This window comes from Bradyrhizobium niftali (assembly GCF_004571025.1).
GTDB lineage: Bacteria > Pseudomonadota > Alphaproteobacteria > Rhizobiales > Xanthobacteraceae > Bradyrhizobium > Bradyrhizobium niftali.
The window spans coordinates 55,627-74,108 of sequence record NZ_SPQT01000012.1 but is presented as its reverse complement, the minus strand read 5'-3'; the positions used below and the strand labels follow the sequence as shown (position 1 = coordinate 74,108).

15 protein-coding genes, 1 other RNA gene and 1 pseudogene are annotated in these 18,482 nt (G+C 66.1%); 4 read left to right on the top strand and 13 right to left on the bottom strand.

The features are described from left to right. The 6 genes from mraY to rsmH all read right to left on the bottom strand — a co-directional run bounded on the left by mraY (position 1) and on the right by rsmH (position 7,294). A complete protein-coding gene (gene mraY / locus E4K65_RS21325; protein ID WP_011089345.1) occupies positions 1-1,104 on the bottom strand; it encodes a phospho-N-acetylmuramoyl-pentapeptide-transferase in 1,104 nt (367 codons plus the stop codon). A 161-nt stretch (positions 1,105-1,265) separates the two neighbouring features. Beyond that, positions 1,266-2,645 carry a UDP-N-acetylmuramoyl-tripeptide--D-alanyl-D-alanine ligase gene (locus E4K65_RS21320; protein WP_135175849.1) on the bottom strand — a complete coding sequence of 460 codons (1,380 nt, stop codon included), beginning with the start codon at positions 2,643-2,645 and terminating at the stop codon, positions 1,266-1,268. Then, positions 2,642-4,099 carry a UDP-N-acetylmuramoyl-L-alanyl-D-glutamate--2,6-diaminopimelate ligase gene (locus E4K65_RS21315; RefSeq protein WP_135175848.1) on the bottom strand — a complete coding sequence of 486 codons (1,458 nt, stop codon included), beginning with the start codon at positions 4,097-4,099 and terminating at the stop codon, positions 2,642-2,644. The genes E4K65_RS21320 and E4K65_RS21315 overlap by 4 nt, the downstream gene beginning before the upstream one ends. A 70-nt stretch (positions 4,100-4,169) precedes the next feature. Beyond that, entirely contained in the window at positions 4,170-5,912 is a 1,743-nt protein-coding gene (locus tag E4K65_RS21310) for a peptidoglycan D,D-transpeptidase FtsI family protein (protein WP_135175847.1), read from the bottom strand. After that, positions 5,909-6,301 carry a cell division protein FtsL gene (ftsL, locus tag E4K65_RS21305; RefSeq protein WP_135175846.1) on the bottom strand — a complete coding sequence of 131 codons (393 nt, stop codon included), beginning with the start codon at positions 6,299-6,301 and terminating at the stop codon, positions 5,909-5,911. The genes E4K65_RS21310 and ftsL overlap by 4 nt, the downstream gene beginning before the upstream one ends. A 3-nt stretch (positions 6,302-6,304) precedes the next feature. Then, complete coding sequence (gene rsmH, locus E4K65_RS21300) at positions 6,305-7,294, bottom strand: 16S rRNA (cytosine(1402)-N(4))-methyltransferase RsmH (protein WP_167771004.1); 990 nt, start codon at positions 7,292-7,294, stop codon at positions 6,305-6,307. Positions 7,295-7,804: 510 nt separating this feature from the next. Here rsmH and E4K65_RS21295 point away from each other — a divergent pair. Continuing rightward, positions 7,805-8,584: an N-acetylmuramoyl-L-alanine amidase gene (locus E4K65_RS21295; RefSeq protein ID WP_135175844.1), complete on the top strand. Its 780-nt coding sequence runs from the start codon at positions 7,805-7,807 to the stop codon at positions 8,582-8,584. 118 nt (positions 8,585-8,702) lie between these two features. Here E4K65_RS21295 and E4K65_RS21290 read toward each other — a convergent pair whose 3' ends face one another. From E4K65_RS21290 to E4K65_RS21280, 3 genes are all read right to left on the bottom strand, one after another. Then, positions 8,703-9,938: an RNA polymerase sigma factor gene (locus tag E4K65_RS21290; RefSeq protein ID WP_135175843.1), complete on the bottom strand. Its 1,236-nt coding sequence runs from the start codon at positions 9,936-9,938 to the stop codon at positions 8,703-8,705. Continuing rightward, positions 9,935-10,285 (bottom strand): YciI family protein, encoded by a 351-nt coding sequence (locus tag E4K65_RS21285; protein ID WP_135175842.1) that lies wholly within the window; start codon positions 10,283-10,285, stop codon positions 9,935-9,937. The genes E4K65_RS21290 and E4K65_RS21285 overlap by 4 nt, the downstream gene beginning before the upstream one ends. Positions 10,286-10,385: 100 nt before the next feature. After that, positions 10,386-10,736, bottom strand: a complete 351-nt coding sequence (locus E4K65_RS21280) for a YciI family protein (protein ID WP_135175841.1) — start codon at positions 10,734-10,736, stop codon at positions 10,386-10,388. A 149-nt stretch (positions 10,737-10,885) separates the two neighbouring features. Between E4K65_RS21280 and rnpB the strand changes: the two genes are divergently transcribed. Further along, positions 10,886-11,362, top strand: an RNA gene (rnpB, locus tag E4K65_RS21275) — RNase P RNA component class A. A 226-nt stretch (positions 11,363-11,588) separates the two neighbouring features. Here rnpB and E4K65_RS21270 read toward each other — a convergent pair. Both E4K65_RS21270 and E4K65_RS21265 read right to left on the bottom strand, forming a co-directional pair. Beyond that, positions 11,589-12,302: an alpha/beta fold hydrolase gene (locus tag E4K65_RS21270; RefSeq protein ID WP_167771003.1), complete on the bottom strand. Its 714-nt coding sequence runs from the start codon at positions 12,300-12,302 to the stop codon at positions 11,589-11,591. Between the two features lie 70 nt (positions 12,303-12,372). Next, positions 12,373-12,801, bottom strand: coding sequence for a DUF983 domain-containing protein (locus E4K65_RS21265; protein ID WP_135175839.1), 429 nt, complete (start codon positions 12,799-12,801; stop codon positions 12,373-12,375). A 79-nt stretch (positions 12,802-12,880) separates the two neighbouring features. Between E4K65_RS21265 and E4K65_RS21260 the strand changes: the two genes are divergently transcribed. Together E4K65_RS21260 and E4K65_RS21255 are read left to right on the top strand one after the other, a co-directional pair. Beyond that, positions 12,881-14,251, top strand: a complete 1,371-nt coding sequence (locus tag E4K65_RS21260; protein ID WP_167771002.1) for an aminotransferase-like domain-containing protein — start codon at positions 12,881-12,883, stop codon at positions 14,249-14,251. 135 nt (positions 14,252-14,386) lie between these two features. Further along, a complete protein-coding gene (locus E4K65_RS21255) occupies positions 14,387-15,130 on the top strand; it encodes a sulfite exporter TauE/SafE family protein (protein ID WP_135175837.1) in 744 nt (247 codons plus the stop codon). Positions 15,131-15,180: 50 nt separating this feature from the next. On the opposite strand, the gene E4K65_RS21250 is transcribed toward E4K65_RS21255, so the two are convergent. Both E4K65_RS21250 and E4K65_RS21245 read right to left on the bottom strand, forming a co-directional pair. Beyond that, positions 15,181-16,587: an MATE family efflux transporter gene (locus tag E4K65_RS21250; RefSeq protein WP_135175836.1), complete on the bottom strand. Its 1,407-nt coding sequence runs from the start codon at positions 16,585-16,587 to the stop codon at positions 15,181-15,183. Positions 16,588-16,653: 66 nt separating this feature from the next. After that, positions 16,654-18,454 (bottom strand): annotated as a pseudogene (locus E4K65_RS21245) (ABC transporter ATP-binding protein). Positions 18,455-18,482 lie beyond the last annotated feature (28 nt).

Sequence of the window (18,482 nt, the reverse complement as noted above, 5' to 3'; positions counted from 1 at the left end):
TCACCGCAGCTTCAGCGTCGAGAGGCCGGCCAGCGCCAGCATCACCGAGATGATCCAGAAGCGGATCACGATCTGCGGCTCGGTCCAGCCGAGCTGCTCGAAATGGTGGTGGATCGGCGCCATGCGGAAAATGCGTTTTCCGGTGAGCTTGAACGACACCACCTGCACGATGACGGAGACCGCCTCCAGCACGAACAGGCCACCGATCACCGCGAGCACGATCTCGTGCTTCACCGCGACCGCGATGGCGCCGAGCATGCCACCGAGCGCGAGCGAGCCGGTGTCGCCCATGAAGATCGAGGCCGGCGGCGCGTTGAACCAGAGGAAGCCGAGGCCGGCGCCCAGCAGCGCGCCGCAGAGCACCGCAAGCTCGCCGGTGCCGGCGACATATTTGATCTGGAGGTAGTCGGCGAACACCGCGTTGCCGGCGAGATAGGCGATCATCGCAAAGCTCGCGGTCGCGATCATCACGGGCACGATGGCGAGGCCGTCGAGACCGTCGGTGAGGTTCACCGCATTGCCGGCGCCGACGATGACGAAGGCACCGAACACGACGAAGAACCAGCCGAAATGCAGCACGGTGTCCTTCAGGAACGGGATCGTCAGCGCGGTCGACGCGGGATCGCGGTTCAGGCGCACCAGCGCATAGCAGGCCACCAGCGCGATGGCCGCCTCGATCAGCAGGCGAAGCTTGCTGCCGAATCCGGTCGTGGTCTGCTTGGTTACCTTGAGGTAGTCATCATAGAAGCCGACGAAGCCGAAGCCGAGCGTCACCGCCAGCACGATCCAGACATAGGGATTGAGCGGATTGGCCCACAGCACCGTGCCGACCGTGAGGCCGGACAGGATCATCAGCCCGCCCATGGTGGGCGTGCCCTTCTTGGCGAGATGCGATTGCGGTCCATCGGTCCGGATCGGCTGGCCCTTGCCCTGGCGGATACGCAAATGATCGATGATCCAGGGACCGAACAGGAACACGAACAGCGCGCCGGTGACCACCGCGCCGCCGGTGCGGAAGGTGATGTAACGGAAGACGTTCAGGAAGGTGCGAAAGGCACCGAAGCCCGGAAATGTGTTGGAGAGCTCGATCAGCCAGTAAAACATTCAGTCGGTCCTATGGCGCCTTCGCACGGGCCTTGGTTTTAATCTTGGCCTCAGCGTGCCTCACGCGCATTCGCTGGTCTTCATCATGGGGTCGGGCGACCTCTGGGAAAAAGCTTCGCGCCGCAAAGGGTGGGATTCGGGAACAGCGCCTTCCAAGCAGTTTACGCCTTTGCCTGCAAGGCGGCCACTAGGCCCGGCACAAACTTGTTGACCCAGAACATCTTCTTGCTGCCCTTGACAACCACGACGTCGCCTGCCCTCAGCAGGCTTGCGACCTCGCCCGGCTTCAGCGTGGCGGGATCGTCGTGCCAGCCAAGGCCCTTGCCGGCCGGCAGCACGTCGTAGAGGTGGCGCATCAGCGGCCCGACGCAATAGACGCCATCGATGCCTTCAAGATGCTTGGTGAGGCCGGTGTGGTAGCTCGGTGCGTCATCGCCCAGTTCCAGCATATCGCCGAGCACCGCAATGCGGCGGCCGCCAGTCACATTGCGCGCCTGCAGGCTTTGCAGCGCAGCAGCCACGCTGGCCGGATTGCCGTTGAAGCTGTCGTCGATCACGGTGACGCCGCCGACCGCCTGCTCGACGCCGCGGCCGGTCATGATGCCGACGCGGTCGAGCTTGATCGCGAGCGTCGCGGCATCGAGATTCGCCGCGCGGATCGAAGCGAGCGCGGCGAGCGCATTCTGCACGCGGTGCGGCGCGCCCGGCGTCAGGCTGAAGGCGATCTGCTTCTTGCCGATCATCGCGACGACCTGCCAGCTCTCGCCATGCGGCGCGTGCGTGACCTCGTGCACCTCGGCATGCTCGCCGAAGCGCACCACCTTGCCCTTCCATTCGGATGCCTTGAGCCCGGCGGGCAGCACCAGCACGCCATTCTCCTGCAGACCGAGCGCGATCGAGACCTTCTCGCGCCGGATGGCCTCGAGCGAGCCGAGCTTTTCCAGATGCACCGGCTGGACGTTGACGACGAGCGCGACGGTCGGCCGCGTCAACTCGCTGAGCCGCGCGATCTCGCCCGTCTGGTTCATGCCCATCTCGACGACCCAGAGGCTGGCATCGGGCCGCGCATTGCACAGCGTCAGCGGCACGCCCCAGAAATTGTTGAAGCTCGACGGGCTGGCATAGGCGCTCGGATAAGCCGCCAGGAATTCCTTGGTGCTGGTCTTGCCCGCGCTGCCGGTGAGCCCGATCACCGGCCCGCTGAAGCGCGCGCGTGCGGCACGCGCGAGGCCCCAGAGGCCGTCGATCAGCGTGTCCTTCACGACGATCTGCGGGATGCGGATGCCCGCGATCTCGTGCGGCACGATCATCGCGACCGCGCCCGAGGCTTCCGCCTTGTCGGCGAACTCCCAGCCGTCGCGCGCGCTGGCGAAGGCCGAGATGAAGCCGCCGCTCGGCGTGCCGCTGAGCGCGACGAACAGGCTGCCCGGTTTCACCAGGCGGCTGTCCTGCGTCACGAAGTCGATAGGCGTGTCCGGGAATGATCCGGCAGCGCCCAGCGCCCGCGCCACCTCCGCAACCGTCCATATTGGCGCGCTCATGCAACCCTCGACGCTAGTGCGGCGGCAACCGCCTCGTGATCACTGAAGGGCAGCACCTCGCCGCCGACGATCTGCCCGGTCTCGTGGCCCTTGCCGGCGATGAGCAGCGCATCGCCCTCTTCCAGTTCCTCGATCGCGGCGCGGATCGCGGCAGCACGGTCGCCGATCTCGCGGCCGCCCTTCGCAGTGGCGAGGATCGCGGCGCGGATCGCTTCGGGCTGCTCGCTGCGCGGATTGTCGTCGGTGATGATGACGCCGTCGGCATTGTCGGCGGCGATCTCACCCATGATCGGACGCTTGCCGGCATCGCGGTCGCCGCCGGCGCCGAACACGACGACCAGCCTGCGCTTCGCATAAGGCCGCAGCGCCTGCAACGCCTTCGCCAGCGCGTCCGGCTTGTGCGCATAGTCGACGAATATCGGCGCGCCGTTGCGCTCACCGACGCGCTCGAGCCGGCCCTTGGCGCCTTCGAGATGTTCGAGGCTCGCGAACACGTTTGCCGGATCGCTGCCGGTGCCGATGGCAAGGCCGGCCGACACCAGCGCATTCTCGATCTGGAATTCACCGACCAGCGGCAACCGGATCGCGTATCGCTTGCCGCGATGCTCGACCGTGAGCTTCTGCGAAAAGCCCTCGACCTCCGCCTCGGTGAGGCGAATGCCCTCGCCTGCCCCGTCGCCGTGACGGCCGACCGCCATCACGCGCAGGCCGCGCGCCTTCGCCGCATCGATTGCTTCGGCCGAGCAATCATGATCAGCCGAAATCACGGCCGCGCCACCGGGCGGGACCAGATCGCGGAACAGGCGCAGCTTCGCCGCAAGATAATGCGCGACGGTCGGGTGGTAATCCATGTGATCGCGCGAGAGATTGGTGAAGCCGCCGGCGGAGACGCGCACGCCGTCGAGGCGATATTGATCGAGCCCGTGCGACGACGCTTCGAAGGCGAGATGCGTGACGCCCTCGCGCGCGATCTCGTCCAATTGCCGGTGCAGCGCGATCGGATCCGGCGTGGTCAGCGAACCGTACACGGTGCGCTTGGGCGAGACGAGACCGATGGTGCCGATGCTGGCGGAGGCATGGCCCAGCCGCTCCCAGATCTGGCGCGTGAACGCGGCGACCGAGGTCTTGCCGCTGGTGCCGGTCACCGCGGCGATGGTCGCGGGCTGCGACGGGAAGAATCTTGCCGCGGCCAGCGCCAGCGCGCGGCGCGGATTGGTCACCGTGACGAACGGCACCTTGCCGCCATCAGGCGCATGATCGCCGACAATCGCTACCGCACCTGCGGCGACCGCGGCATCGATGAAGCGTGCGCCGTCGGTCTTGCTGCCTGCGAGCGCGAAGAAGAGATCACCTGGCCTGACCACGCGGCTGTCGAGCGCAAGCCCCGTCACTTCGAGCGCCGCGATAGCGGGCTCGATTGCGGCGTCATTGCCTATGAGATCGCGCAGTTTCATGGTCGTCCAGTCGACATGCCGGAAAGCCGAAAACTCCCGACTCAGCACCGGCGATGGCCTACCCGGTTGATTACTGGGTTGTCCTGGATGCTGCAAGAATAAGGCGCTCGGACGGCGGCAGGTCGAACCGCGGCTCGACGCCCAGGAGCGGCGCGATCCGCTCGATCACCCTGCCGCCGGTCGGCACCGCGTTCCAGCCCGAGGTGATGAACCCCTTCGTTTCAGGGATCGCCTGCGGCTCGTCCAGCATGATCAGGATCTGATATTTCGGATCGTCGCAGGGCATGATCGCGGTGAAGGAGTTGAGCACGCGCTTCTTGGCATAGCGGCCGTTGATGACCTTCTCGGACGTGCCGGTCTTGCCGCCGACATAGTAGCCCTTGACGTCCGCGGTCTTGGCGGTACCGATCTCGGCGTTGAGCCGCATCAGGAACCGCATCTTGTCGCTGGTGTCCTGCTTGATCACGCGCTTGGCCATCGCCGCCGCTTCCGCTTCGCTGCGCTTCATGAAGGTCGGCGGAATCAAATAGCCGCCGTTCACCAGCGCGTTGATGCCCATCACCGCCTGCAGCGGCGCCACCGACAGGCCCTGGCCGAACGCAGCGGTGACCGTGTTCAGCTCGCTCCAGCGGCGCGGAATCAGCGGAGCAGCGCTCTCCGGCAGCTCGGTGCGCAGCCGCGTCAGCTGGCCCATCTTGGCGAGGAACGCCTTGTGCGCCTCGACGCCCTGGCCGAGCGCGATCCGTGCGGCGCCGATGTTGGACGAGTAGGTGAACACTTCCTTGGTGTTGATGAAACGTCCGAGCGGATGGCTGTCGTGGATGGTGAACTTGCCGTAGTGCAGGTTTCCGCGCGCATCCCACGACGAGTTCAGATTGATCTTTCCGGAATCGAGCGCCATCGCCAGCGTGAACGCCTTGAAGGTCGAGCCCATCTCGTAGACGCCGGTGGTGAGGCGGTTGATGCGGTCGGGGTCGTGCGCTTCCTTCGGATTGTTCGGGTCGAAGTCCGGAAGGGAGACCATCGCCACGATCTCGCCGGTCTTGACGTTGGAGACGATGCCGGACGCCGCCTTGGTGTGGAACTTCTCCTTGGCCTTCAGCAGCTCGTCGCGCAGCGCGTGCTCGACGCGCAGATCGACCGAGAGCTCGATCGGCTTTTGCAGGCGGTCGGTGGCAAAGCCCGCGCGGTGGAGATCGGCGAGCCCTTGATTGTCGAGCCACTTCTCCATGCCGGCGATGCCCTGGTTGTCGATATTGACGAGACCGATGAGGTGGGCGACCTCGTTGCCGGTCGGATAGACGCGCTTGTTCTCGCGCAGGAAGCCGATGCCGGGAATGCCGAGCTTGTGGATGTCCTGCTGCTGCTTCGGCGTGATCTCGCGCTTGAGCCAGACGAAGCCCTTGCGTGTCTTCAGGCGCTCGCGCACCTCGGCCTCGTCGAGGTCGGGCACGGTCGCGGTCAGAAGCTCGATCGCCTCGTCCTTGTCGATGATGCGGCGCGGCTCGCCGAACAGGCTCGCCGCCTTGACGTCGGTCGCCAGGATGGCGCCGTTGCGGTCGACGATGTCGGGCCGCGCAGTCGCAACCACCTCCTGCGACGCCGCACGGCGCGCACTGTGGGCGTCGGCACCGATCGCGAACATCACGAGCCGGCCGCCGATCAGGACGTAGACCGAGGCGAAGGCGAGCATCGCAAGTCCGACGCGCGCGCGCGCCTTCGCGGCGCGGTCGACATTGCGCCCGTAGAGCAGGCTGCGGATCAGCCGCTGCCGCCAGGGTTCGGTCGGTTTGGCCGGAGTCACGGCGTTCATCGCTTGTCCTCGGGCTGCGGCACGGAGCCCGTCACGGTGTCGGGGTCGCTCGCGGCTTCGATGGTGTTGAGCATGGCCCCGATCGGGTCGGGCTCGCCGGGCCTGAACATCCGCGGCGGACGCTCGGGCAGGTTTTTCAGCGAGTCATATTGCGTGCCGTTGACCGGCTTGAGCGGCAGGTGCCGCTCGGACAGGCCCTGCAGGCGCAAGGGCGCATCGAGCTTGGCCCATTCAGAGCGGAGCGAGGCGATCGCATCGCGCTGCTCGCGGATCTCCGCATGCAGCCGCAGCACTTTCTCCGTGCGCGCGGTGGAGTCCATCTTGATCCGGTAGACATAGGCCGCCGCGAAGATCAGCGCGCCGATGACGAGGAGGTGAATGAAGCGCATGCGCTAGCCTCCCCTCATCACGTCGGAGAGTCTTGGCCAGGACGAGGACTCGTCGCTCCTGTGCGCCGCCGCCGTGGTGCGCTCGGCTGCGCGCAGTTTTGCCGAACGCGCGCGCGGGTTATGCGCAACTTCGTCCTCACCGGCGACGACAGGCCGCCGCGTCAGGAGCTGGAAGCTCGGCGCGGTTTGCGCCACCTCCGGCAGGTGCCGCGAGCCGCCGCCGGTCTTGGACCGGTCGGCGAGGAAATTCTTCACGATGCGGTCTTCCAGCGAATGGAACGAGACGACCACGAGGCGACCGCCGGGCTTGAGCACGCGCTCGGCCGCGGCGAGCGCGGTCTGGAGTTCCTCGAGCTCCTCGTTGACGAAGATGCGCAGGGCCTGGAACGTCCGCGTCGCGGGATGAATGTCGCCGGGCTTGGAGCGAACCACCCTGCCGACGAGATCGGCGAGCGCACGCGTGGTCGTGAACGGCGTCTCTTGCCGGTCTGCGGCGATGGCGCGGGCGATGCGGCGCGACTGCCGCTCCTCGCCGAAGAGATAAATGATGTCGGCGAGATCGCCTTCCGAGGCGCGCGCGACCACGTCGGCCGCCGTCGGTCCCGCCTGCCCCATTCGCATGTCGAGCGGACCGTCGAGGCGAAACGAGAAGCCGCGTCCGGCCTGGTCGAGCTGCATCGAGGACACCCCGACGTCCATCACGACGCCGTCCACGGCATCGACGCCGTGCGCCGCGCAGACGTCGGCGAGATTGGAGAAGCGGTCCTCGACCAGTGTCAGCCTACCGGCAGAGCGCTCGACCAGTTCGGCGCCGCCAGCGATTGCCGTGCGGTCGCGGTCGATGGCGATGAGTCGGGTTCCAGGCACGTCGAGGATGGCGCGGCTATAGCCGCCGGCGCCGAAGGTGGCGTCGACATAGATCCCGCCTTCGCGCGGCGCGAGATGATCGACGGCCTCGCGGCCGAGCACGGGAATGTGAGGAGCGGAGCTCATGCGCCACGCCTGCCGAACAACCAAGCCAGATCCGGGGCGAGCCAGCCCATAACGCCTCGAATGATTCCGCGTCGCGGCGGTTCCACGACCCAACCCTTGTCCAGCATGATTACCGAGCCCGGTCGTCCCGGGCCGCCAACCCAGTGTTCCCAGTGGAATTTGTCGGGCAGCCATGGGATTTCGAGCCAAAATACGCTTTGGCCGCCTCCGGACGCGGGTCGGCACTTCATCTCTCAGTAACGGCCCTTAGCGTTAAGAAAGCGTTGATCGGCCCGTTACAAGTCGAAAAGGTGAGGCGGCAGTGATGCCTCATCCACACACCCGCCCAAAATGCATCCGTTAACCGCGACGCGCGATTGCGCACGGCGGAGGGTAAAGGAATAGTAAAGAGAAGGGCTTGGCCCTCTCCTGTTCCGACTTGAGCTGTTTATGTCGTCCGGTTCGTCCACGCCATCTGGATCTGATTCGAAGCGCCATCGCGTTCTCCCGGTTCCCAAGGCCGCGGCGAACATGCGGACGTTCGAGCCGGATTCCTCGATCGTCTCCGACATCATCCCCTCGCCGAACCATGGCGAACGCGCCAAGGGACGGCAGCCTGACATGATCGTGCTGCACTACACCGGCATGCCCGATGTCGAGGGCGCGCTGGCGCGGCTGTGCACGGCGGGCACCGAAGTGTCGGCGCATTATGTCGTGCTCGAGGACGGCCGCATCGTGCAATGCGTGCCCGAGGCGAGGCGCGCCTGGCACGCCGGCGTCGCGTCCTGGGCCGGCGAGGACGACGTCAACTCCTGCTCGATCGGCATCGAGATCGTCAATCGCGGCCACGACTGGGGCTATCCGGAGTTTCCGCTGCGCCAGATCGCCGCCGTGATCGCGCTGTGCCGCGGCATCATGCTCCGCCGCAAGGTGGCGGCGCACCGCGTGCTGGGCCATTCCGACGTCGCGCCCGCGCGCAAGAAGGATCCCGGCGAGAAATTTCCGTGGCATTCGCTGGCCAATTCCGGCGTCGGCCACTGGGTCACGCCCACGCCCGTCGTGCGCGGCGAGAGCCTGATGCTCGGCACCATCAGCGACGAGGTGCTGAGCCTGCAGCAGGCGCTCGCGCGATACGGCTATGGCGTGCCGCTGACCGGCAAATACGACGCCGCGACCATGGAAGTCGTCACCGCCTTCCAGCGCCATTTCCGCCCGGCGCGGCTGGATGGTGTCGCCGATCATTCGACGCTGTCGACCTTGCAGGCGCTGCTGGCGAGCCTGCCGGACGGGACGGCGGTCGCGTCGAAGTGACGGCGCCAGCCACGCACTCGTCATTGCGAGGAGCTCTTGCGACGAAGCAATCCAGACTGTCTCCGCGGAACCATTCTGGATTGCTTCGCTGCGCTCGCAATGACGGAGTCCGGAACAGCTACCCCATCTCCCTCATCCTTCGCGCATAGAGCCGCCGCAGCGGCTCCAGCTGCGTCGCCTCCGTCGCCGCGATATACGCCTCGCGCGCTTCGTCCTTGCGCCCCAGCCGTCGCAACAGATCCGCGCGCACCGCGGGCAGCAGCTCGTAGCCGCCAAGCCCGCCGCGCGCGGTGATCGCGTCGACGAGATCGAGCGCGCGCGCCGGGCCGTCGACCATCGAGATTGCAGCGGCGTGGTTGAGCTCGATCACCGGCGAAGGATTGATCCGCAGCAGCACCTCATAGAGCCCGGCGATCTGCGGCCAGTCGGTCTCTTCAAAGCTCGGCGCGCGCGCATGCAGCGCGGCGATCGCGGCCTGCACCGCATAGGGTTGCGGCCGGCCGGGTATCTGCAGTGCGTCGTCCACGAGGCGCAGCCCTTCGTCGATCTGTGCGCGATCCCAGAGCGTGCGGTCCTGCTCTTCCAGCAGCACAATGTCGCCGGCCGCAGTCTCGCGCCCTGCGCGGCGCGCATCGTGCAGCAACATCAAGGCGAGCAGACCTTTGATCCCGGCGCGGTCGGGCATCAGCCCGTCGAGCAACCGGCCGAGCCTGATCGCTTCGACCGCGAGATCGGGCCGCATCAAATCCGCGCCCGAGGTCGCAACATAGCCTTCGGTGAAGACGAGATAGATCACGGCGAGCACGCCGTTGAGCCGCGGCGCCAGCGCGGCGTGCTCAGGCACTTCATAAGGAATGCCGGCGAGCCTGATCTTCTGCTTGGCGCGGACGAGGCGCTGCGCCATCGCCTCCTCACCGACGAGGAACGCGCGCGCGACCTGCGCGGTCGAGAGGCCGCACACGGTGCGCAGCGTCAGCGCGACCTGGACCTCGATGGCGAAGGCTGGATGGCAGCACGTGAAGATCAGCCGCAGCATATCGTCATCAAGCGTCGCCGGCGGCTCGTCGGGCGCCTGCGCGTTGAGCTCGAGCTCATGCAGGAGCGCCCGCTGCTTGCCGCGGAACGCGGCCTGCCGCCGGATGCGGTCGATCGCCTTGTTGCGACCGACATTGACGAGCCACGCGCGCGGATTATCGGGCACCTCGCCCGCCGACCAGCGTTCGAGCGCGACCGCGAAGGCATCCTGGAGTGCGTCCTCGGCGAGATCGAAATCGCCGACGAGGCGGATCAGCGTGGCAAGCACCCGCCCCGCCTCGTCGCGAAAAATCCGAGCGATGTCGGCAGAAAAGATCACTTGTAGATCATGACCGGCCTGACCTCGATGGATCCCTCCTTGGCCCCGGGAATCCGCGCGGCCAGCCCAATGGCGGTGTCGAGATCCTTGGCCTCGACCATATAGTAGCCGCCGAGTTGTTCGCGAGTCTCGGCGAACGGACCGTCGGTGGTCAGGGTCTTGCCCTCGCGGACGCGCACGGTGGTCGCGGTCGTGGTCGGCTGAAGCCCGTCGCCGGCCTTGAAATGGCCGCTCTGGACGATGGACTGCGTATAAGTGCCGTACTCCGCCGACATCGCCTGACGGTCGGCGGGGGTCATCTTGCTCAGTTCCGCTTCGCTCCGGTAGATCAGCAGCAGGTACTGCATGGCTTACTCCTGTTGTTCGGCTTGATTGCCGACATCCAGTCGAACGGCGCCAACATCAAACGACATCCTCGGGATAATTATTCGATATCAGCGGACGAGATCATTTGTAGATCATGACCGGCCCGACTTCGATCGATCCGTCCCTGGCTCCGGGAATCCGCGCCGCCATTTCGATCGCGGCGTCGAGGTCTCTCGCTTCGACGAGATAATAGCCGCCGAGCTGCTCGCGGGTCTCGGCGAAGGGACCGTCGGTCGCGAGTGTCTTGCCGTCGCGAACGCGAACAGTCGTCGCAGTCGAGGTCGGCTGAAGCCCGTCGCCGGCCTTGAAGTTGCCGCTCTGGACGATGGACTGGGTGTAGGCGGAATACTCCGTCAACAGCTTCTGGTAATCCGCAGGGTCCATCTTGCTCTGTTGAGCTTCGTTCCGGTAGATCAGCAGCAGATACTGCATCGCTTAACTCCTGTTGCTCGGCTGGATCGCCGGCATCCAGTCGAACCGGGCCCACGCCCAACGACATCTTCAGGATAAATTATTTGCAGATCGCGTGCGCGACGATCTCGGCTTGACGAAACCGTCACAAATGCCCATGCCTAACCCCGTCAGTCGGCCGGACGGCCGCTCCGGCAACGGTCGAAAGGCCGCCGGGGAGGAAAGTCCGGGCTCCCTTGACATACGGTGCCGGATAACGTCCGGCGGGGGCAACCCCAGGGAAAGTGCCACAGAGAACGAACCGCCCGCCTCCGCCCTTTGGGCTTCGGCGAGGCAAGCCCAGGCTTGCCACGTCGTAGCAGCGAAAGCTGCGTAGACGGGTAAGGGTGAAAAGGTGCGGTAAGAGCGCACCGCGGCTCCGGCAACGGAGCCGGCATGGTAAACCCCACCGGGAGCAAAACCGAATAGGGACGGCAAATGCGGGCCGATCGCGCAAGCGATAACGCCGCGGGGCGATGTCAGGCCAGCCGTCCGGGTAGGTTGCTCGAGGCCATGTGCAAACATGGCCCCAGAGGAATGGCCGTCACGTATCGTTCGCGCAAGCGGACGGTGCCCTACAGAACCCGGCTTACAGGCCGGCTGATATTCTAAAGCGTTTTCGAGCGAAGTGGTTTTCCGGTTCGCGTGAAGAAAACGCGTCTTACTAAGACGTGACGAGGGGTTCGATGCTGACCGCATCGGACCCCTCACCATTTTTGCTGCTGTCATTCCGGGGCGTGCGCAGCACGAACCCGGAATCCATCGAGCCGCAGAGTTGGTGGAGGAACGGATTCCGGGTTCTCGCTTCGCGAGCCCCGGAATGACGGCTGTGGGTCAGGCGACGATCTCGTTCAACACACCCATCAGCGCCTCCGGCGCGGTGACATTCGGCGCGTGGCTCGCGTCGAGCTCGAAATAGCGCCAGCCCTCCTCGCTCTTCGTGCGCTTCGCGAATTGCCCGAACACATCGCCCGGCGGAGTGCGCGTGCAGTAGATGTAGCTGCGCGGCATTGCAGGTTCGCCGTGCCCAAGTTTCAGCTTCGTCTCGAAACATTTGACCGGCATGGCAACCCTGCGCGCGTTGAGCCAGTCGAGATCGGCTTGCGGCGTATCCGATGGCGGCGGGTTCGGCGGGATGCGGTAGCCGTCGGCGGCGGCCGCCGCCTTGTGCATCGGCTCGCGCCCGCTCTCGTTGAGATCGAACAGCGACTGGCCGTCACGCGGCACGAAGGCGTCGAGATAGATCAGCTGCGTCACACGCTCGCGCGCGCGATCGGCAACGCCGGTCGCGACCATGCCGCCATAGCTGTGGCCGAGCAGCACGATATCGCGGAGATCCTCGAAGGCGATGACGTTGAGGATGTCCTGGATGTGCGTCTCGAGATCAATTGCGGGATTGGCCAGATGCGAGCGCTCGCCGAGCCCGGTGTAGGTCGGCGCGACCAGGCGGTGGCCGGCCTGCGCCATCAGCGGATGCATCTTCTTCCAGGCCCATCCGCCGGACCACGCGCCGTGACAGAGCAGGAAGGTCTTCACGCGTGCGGTCATCGGCGTTTCCATCGTTCTTGTTTGTACGATGGAGTGTAGCGGCCGCGCGCGCGATGTAAACGCTACCCGCTCACGCCGCGCGCGTATTCACTTTTGCGAGGACGAGCGCACCGGCCTCGCGCCGCAACTTGCCAGCCTCAAAGCCATGCATGCCGATCTGCCATTGCAGGCCGACGATGGCGCCTTTGGTCGGTTGCAACAACGCAAGCGACGCGAACAGCGTCACCGGCAGCCACACCGCCAGTTGCAGCCAGACCGCCGGCGCGTAGGCGGTCTCGACCGCGAGGATCGCCGGCACCACGAGATGGCCGACCACGACCATCACCAGATAGGCCGGGAAGTCATCGGCGCGCTGGTGGAACAACTCCTCGCCGCAATGGTCGCAGCTGTCCGCGACCTTCAGGAAACGACCGAACATATGTCCTTCGCCGCAGTTCGGGCACTTGCCCAAGAAACCGCGCCACATCGCCTTCGTGAGAGAGACTGAACCGGTTGCCATGACAGCACCTCTTCCTTTTCACCGATCCATACAATAATATCCTGCATCCATACATTCAAAGGATATAGGCCTACATTGCATGGATTGGACCCCTACAATCTCGGAGCTGAGCGGGCCGCGCTACCAGCGCATCGTCGATGCCATGGAGGCCGACATCGCAGCCGGCCGGCTGGTGCGTGGCCAGCAGCTGCCGACGCAGCGCGCACTCGCCAAAGCGCTCGACATCGACCTCACCACGGTGACGCGCGCCTACACCGAGGCGCGGCGCCGCGGGATCCTGGAGGCCCGCGTCGGCCAGGGCTCGTTCGTGTCGGAGACCAGCGCGCGCCGCGCGGTCGACTTGCCGCATCCCGTTGCGATCGATCTCTCGATGAACGTGCCGCCGCATCCGCTGGAAGCGCAGCTCGACGAGCGCATCATCGCCGGGATGGAAGCCATCCGCGCGCAATCGGGGTTGACCGCATTCCTGAACTACCAGCCGCCCGGCGGCAGCGCGCATGAGCGCGAGGTCGCGGCGCGGTGGATGCGCGCGCGCGTTCCGCACGCGCACGCCGACCGGCTCGTGATCTTTCCCGGCACGCAAACCATTCTGTTCAACCTGCTCGCCCATCTCGCGCGGCCCGGCGACGTCGTGCTCACGGAAGCGCTCACCTTCCCCGGCATCAAGGCCGCCGCGGCACGGCTCGGCATCAAGCTCGTCGGCGTCGCCATGGATGACGGCGGCATCCTGCCCGATGCGCTCGCAAAGGCCTGCCGCGTGCACAGACCGAAGGCCGTCTACCTCATCCCGACGCTGCACAATCCGACCACGGCGACACTTTCCGCCGAGCGGCGCGGCGCCATCGCAAGGATCATCCGCGATGCCGACACCACGCTGATCGAGGACGACGCCTACGGGCTGCTCGACCGCTCGGCAGCGCCGATCGCCAACCTCATTCCGGAGCGGACGTATCTAGCCACCACGCTGTCAAAATGCATCGCACCGGCACTGCGGGTCGCTTATCTCGTGGCTCCCGGCAACGCCGCGCAGCAGGAGATGCGTTCCTATTTGCAGGCCACCGTGCAGATGCCGGCGCCGCTGATGGTTGCGCTGGTGACGCATTGGCTCGAGACCGGCATCGCCGATCGCATCATCACCGCCATTCGCAACGAGGCGGTGGGCCGCCAGCAACTCGCGCAGCGCGCACTGAAAGGCTTTCAATTCCTGGCCAAGCCCGCCGCCCATCATCTGTGGCTGCGTCTGCCGGAGGGCCGCCCCGACGTCGCGGCGCATCTGCTGCGGAATGGTCTCGCGGTGGTGGCCGGCGATGCCTTCACCATCGACGGGACGCCGCCGCATGCGGCCCGTGTCTCGCTGGGCGCGGCACGCAACAGGGCGGAATTGACCGAAGCGCTGCGCATCCTCGTCGGCGCGCTGCACAAGCCCGCCGACATCAGGCAGATCGTCTAGAGCATGATCCGGAAAAGCCCGAAGCCGCAGACCACGCCTGCGTGCAGGATGGATTGACCTGCACGGCCGCAGCCGTGCTATGCGGGCGGTGGCGGTCAACAGTTCGGGATCGCCGGTGGCGACAAGGACAATCCGTTGGAAACCTACGCTTACGCGCTGCTGCCGCTCGGCGCACTGGCCGGCGGCTTCGTCTCGGGCCTGGCCGGGTTCGGCACGGCGCTGATGGCGCTCGGCATCTGGCTCTACGTGCTGCCGCCCTCGCTCGCGGTGCCCCTGGTGCTGATCTGCTCGGTGATCGCGCAGACCTCGACGCTGCCGTCGATGTGGAAGAGTTTTGATCTCTCGCTGGTCTGGCCGTTCCTGATCGGCGGGCTGATCGGCGTGCCGCTGGGGACCATGATGGTCGCCTCGGCAGATCCAAAGGTATTCAAGCTGAGCATCGGCGTGCTGCTGCTGGTCTTCTCGAGCGCGCTCTATCTGAACAAGAGGCCGCTCGCCATCACCTTCGGCGGCCGGATCGCCGACGGCGCAATCGGTTTTGCCGGCGGCATTCTGGGCGGCCTTGCGGGACTGTCCGGACCGCTGCCGATCCTGTGGGCCAACATTCGCGGCTGGAACAAGCACGAGCGGCGCGGCATCTTCCAGCTCTTCAATTTCACCGTGCTCGCGACCGCGCTGGTGTTGCAGACGGCATCGGGCCTCGTCGCGTTCAAGGTGGTCTGGCTCGCGCTGGTCGCGTTTCCCGGCACGTTGATCGGCGCATGGGCCGGCGCACGCGTCTATCACGCGCTGAGCGACAAGCACTTTGGCGATGTCGTGCTCGGTCTGCTGTTCCTGTCGGGGCTCGGCCTCGTCTGGAACAGCTTTGGTGCGCATTGACGCGCGCGCCAACGAACATGCGTCCTTGTCGCGGCAGGACCAGGCTGTCGCTATGCCGGCAAGCGCGCAGGAGGCGCTTCAGGCTCAGCCTCCACGTGCTCCGGAACCCCGGCGTGTCGAAGCGGAGTCAGGCGCTTGCCGAATTCGCGGTGTAGCAACCACACGCTCAACGCGGCCTGAAGCGTCGTTGTCGCGATCGATAAATACCAGACGTGCTCCATCCGAAAGCCCGGCCACGTCGAGAGCCAGATCGACGGTAGGGAATAGGTGAGGACCCGCATTGCCGAGGTCACCAGCACGGGCTTGGTGTTGCCGAGCCCCTGGAACATGCTGGAGGTGGTGAAGATCAGCCCCTGCGCCACCATGTTGAACGAGACGATGCGCAGGAAGAGCGACGCGACCGCCATCGTTTCCCGATCACTCGAGAAGCCGGCAAGCAACAGACCTGGCGCGAGTTGCGCGAGGATCAGGAAGACAATCATCACGGCGGTCGCGACAAGCGCCGCCTTGACAAAGGTCTCCCGCACGCGCGCGCCATTGCCGGCGCCGAAGTTCTGGCCGGCGATGGGCCCCGCCGCCAGCGCAATGGCGAGCGCAGGCATCTGGATCAGGCCGAGCAGACGCGTGCCGATACCAAATCCGGCCTGCGCCGCCGGTCCGAAAACGCTCAGCACATAATAGCCCACGGCCATGATGATGAAGACCATCGCGAACTCGCCGCCGGCCGGCAGGCCAACATTGAGGATTCTCTTCCACTGCCGAAGCTGCGGCCGCCATTGCGCAGGATGAAAGGCGACGTAGCGCTCCAGTTTCAAGAAATACGCGAGCAGCATCAGCACGCCGACGAAGACTGCGATCGAGCTTGCGAGGCCTGCCCCGGCGACACCGAGCGGATGCCCGGTGCCCCAGCCCGAGATCAGGACCGGCGCCAGCGCAATGTTGATGCCCACCGCGAGCGCCTGCACCAGCATGCTCGGCCGCACGATGCCGGTCGCCCGCAATGCGGATGCCATCACTTGCGTCGCGAATTGCAGCGCCAGCGCCGGCATGAACCAGAGCAGATAGACGGTGCCGGCTTCGACCGTTGCCTTGTCGGCCGCGACCGCGCGCATATAGGGACGCGACAGCGCGAAACCCGCAACCAGTGTCAGCAGCCCGAACAGCACCGACAGGACGACCGACTGGTTGAACACCAGATTGGCATCGCCACGATCCTTGCGGCCCACCGCATGCGCCATCAACGCAACCGTGCCGACGCCGAGCACCTGCATCAAGGCATTGACGAGAAAGCCGGCGTTGCCGGCCGCGGCGACGCCCGCGATCGCGGCCTCGCCCAGGCTCGAAACGAAGTAGAGGTCGACGAGCTGGCAGATCATGATCGTGATCATGCCAACCACGATCGGTGGCGCCATGCTCAGGATGTGGCCCACGATGGAGCCGCGCGTCAGGTCTTTCATTTCAGTCCATCCCTGCCCTAATCCTTCGCAGCTTGCGGACGCTCTCCTCCGTCCGCAGGCTGCGCCTCATTCCGCTGCTGCCAGGCGTCCGAGGTCCACCACCTGGCGCTCGAACAAGCCGCGATAGATGCCGCCGGGCTTGCCCGCGAGCACGGCGTGGGTGCCCTGCTCGACGATCTCGCCGCGGTCGAACACCAGGATCCGATCGAGACTGCGCACCGTCGAGAGCCGGTGCGCGATCACGATCGAGGTGCGGCCCTTCATCAGCCGCTCCATCGCCTGCTGGATCAGCGCCTCCGATTCCGAATCGAGGCTCGACGTCGCCTCGTCCAGGATCAGCACCGGCGCGTCCGCCAGGAAGGCGCGCGCCAGCGCCACGCGCTGCCGCTCGCCGCCCGACAGCTTCACGCCGCGCTCGCCGACGAGCGTGCCGTAGCCCTTGGGCAGACGCAGGATGAAGTCGTGCGCATTGGCCAGCCGCGCCGCCTGCTCGATCGCCTCCAGGCTGGCGCCGGGCCGGCCATAGGCGATGTTCTCGGCGAGCGAGCGGTGAAACAGGATCGGGTCCTGCTGCACGATCGCGATCTGGCTGCGCAGCGATTGCTGCGTGGCCTTGGCGATGTCTTGGCCGTCGATCAGCACGCGGCCATCGCTGACGTCGTAGAGCCGCTGCACCAGCTTGACGAAGGTGGTCTTGCCGGAGCCGGAGCGGCCGACCAGGCCGACCCGTTCGCCGGCGCGGATCGTGACCGACAGGCCGTCGTACAGCGGTTCGCGATGGCCGCCATAGTGGAACGTAACGTCGTCGAACACGATCTCGCCGCCCTCGATCGCGATCGGCCGCGCGTCCGACGCATCGACAATCCCGATCGGCTCGTCATGGATCGCCACCAGTTCGTCCATGTCGTTGACCGAGCGCTGGAGGTTGTTGATGTGCATGCCGACGTCGCGCAAGTAAGCGTGGATGACGTAGTAGCTCGTCAGCACGTAGGTGACGTCGCCGGGCGAGGCGTGCCCGGACATCCACAGCAGCACCGAGCCGCCGATCACGGAGGCACGCAAGGCCAGCAGCAGTGAGAGCTGCGCCATGGCCGTGTAGTTGTAGCGAAACCAGGTCCGCCGCACGCGCACGCGCCAGCGGTTGATGACGCGGGCGAGCCGCGTATCCTCGCGCAACTCCGCGCCGAAGGATTTCACCACGGCGTTGCAGGTCAGCGCGTCCGCCAGCGTGCCACCGACCTTGGTGTCCCAGGCGTTGGAGATTCGCGCGGCCGGCGCGATGTAGCGCGTCGAGAACAGCACGGTGATGGCGACGTAGAAAAGCGCTCCCACCGCGATCACCGCGCCGAGCGAAGCCCAGTGCAGGCCGATCAGGACCATGGAGCCGATCAACACCAGCAGGGACGGCGCCAACGCCATCAGGATGGTGTCGTTCAGCAGGTCGAGCGCCCACATGCCGCGGGTGATCTTGCGTACCGTGGAGCCGGCAAAGAGAGTTGGCGTGCCATTCGGTCGAGAAGCGCTGCACGCGCGTGAAGGCGCCCTCGGCGACATCCGACATGATCTTGAGCGTGAACGGGACGATCGCCTGGAGACCGATCAACCTCAGCACCACGGAGGCCGCACCGAGCGCCACGATGGCGCCGAACGCAACCAGCGCTGCGTGGCGCGCGTCAGGATCGGACGGGCCGCGTGTCAGCGCATCGACCAGATGTCCGGAGAAGACCGGCATGAACAGGTCAGCGACGGTCGCGCCCAGCAGGCCACCGGCCACGATCAGGCCGCGACCGGGCTGGTTCAGCCAGTGCCGGAACACGAAGGGCAACACCACGCGTATGGCCGCGGGCCTTTTCGAGAGAGAGGTCATGACATCATCCAGCCGCTTTTTGGCGCGG